This is a genomic window from Microvirga sp. P4_G7 (assembly GCF_056401005.1).
In genome coordinates, this window is the sequence record NZ_JBFUKD010000831.1 from 1 (window position 1) to 1,411 (window position 1,411).

A 1,411-nucleotide genomic window follows, 5' to 3' on the forward strand; every position below is an offset into this window, starting at 1 on the left:
CGATTTGATCGAGCTCTTCTTTTTCGCCTATCGCGACTTCGTCAGCGATCCGGATCGGATCCTCGCGGAGTACGGGTTCGGCCGGGCTCATCACCGCGTCCTTCACTTCGTCGATCGCCAGCCGGGCCTGACCATCGCCGAGCTGCTCGACATCCTTCGCATCACCAAGCAGAGCCTCAACCGAGTCCTGAAGGAACTGATCGAAAAGGGCTTCATCACGAGCAGCACCGGCACTTCCGACCGCCGGCAGCGCCATCTCCACACGACCGCTTCGGGCCGCGAACTGGCTCTGACCTTCTCGAAACTGCAGACCCGCCGTATCATGCGGGCCATGGAAGACCTCGAGCCGGCCGCCAAGGACCTGATCAGCGCCTACCTTCTGCAGTTGATCGATGCTGACGATCGCGCGCATGTGGAGCGGTTGGTTTTTGGCGTTGCGACCTGACATGGAAACACCCCGCGTCGACATTCCGGATCACGCCTCCCATATCCTCGTGGTCGACGACGATCGCCGTCTGCGCGATCTGCTCGCGCGCTTTCTCGGCGAAAACGGCTACCGCGTGACGACGGCGGCGAGCGCCGCCGAGGCACGTGCGAAAGCCGAGAATTTCGTCTTCGACGCTCTAGTGCTCGATGTCATGATGCCGGGCGAAACGGGCTTCGAATATGCGCGTTCGCTGCGCCAGGATTCTCATATTCCGATCCTCATGCTGACGGCCCGCGCCGACACGGAAGACCGGGTCAAGGGCCTCGAAATCGGCGTGGACGACTATCTCCCGAAACCGTTCGAACCGCGCGAATTGTTGCTGCGACTGGGCAACGTCCTCCGACGCAACGCGCCAATCGTCGCCTCGAACGCGAGCGATCGTCCCGATCAGATTCGCTTCGGGCCCTTCAGCTATCGCTTCGACCGAGGTGAATTGCGACGCGACGACGAACTCGTGCGTATCACCGAACGTGAGCGCGAGATCTTGAACATTCTCGGTGAACGCGACGGCGGCAATGTCGCGCGCGAAGAGCTCGCCGGCAACGGCATCGGCGCCAATGAGCGCACGGTCGACGTCCAGATCAATCGTCTGCGTCGGAAGATAGAGACAGATCCGGCCAACCCGCTCTTTCTGCAGACGGTGCGCGGAATCGGCTATCGCCTCGTTCTCGACCGATGAAACTGCGTACGCTCGTCCGAAACGTCTATCTCAATCACGCCTTGCGTTGGCTCGGYAGCCTCTTGCCTAAGGGGCTGTATGCGCGTTCGCTGATCATCATCATCGCACCCGTGGTGCTGCTGCAATCGGTGATCGCTTACGTCTTCATGGAGCGGCACTGGCAGCTCGTCACCAGGCGGCTTTCGGCGGCGGTCACGGCCGACATCGCAGCCCTCGTCGACATTTATGAGAGCTACCCCCAGGAC

2 protein-coding genes and 1 pseudogene are annotated in these 1,411 nt (G+C 61.5%); all 3 read left to right on the top strand.

Going from position 1 to position 1,411, the window contains the following annotated elements; all coding sequences use genetic code 11:
- Window positions 1-445 (top strand): MarR family winged helix-turn-helix transcriptional regulator (locus tag AC1DT3_RS21095; RefSeq protein ID WP_477467145.1); only part of this gene is annotated, 445 nt, incomplete at its 5' end.
- Between the two features lies 1 nt (window position 446).
- A complete protein-coding gene (locus AC1DT3_RS21100; RefSeq protein WP_477467146.1) occupies window positions 447-1,166 on the top strand; it encodes a response regulator in 720 nt (239 codons plus the stop codon).
- Window positions 1,163-1,411: pseudogene (locus AC1DT3_RS21105) on the top strand (two-component sensor histidine kinase); the annotation flags it as partial. The gene AC1DT3_RS21100 and the pseudogene AC1DT3_RS21105, both read left to right, overlap by 4 nt.

Coding starts and splice junctions, on each gene's coding strand:
- AC1DT3_RS21100 (WP_477467146.1), top strand. CDS start 447: ATGGAAACACCCCGCGTCGACATTCCGGATCACGCCTCCCATATCCTC.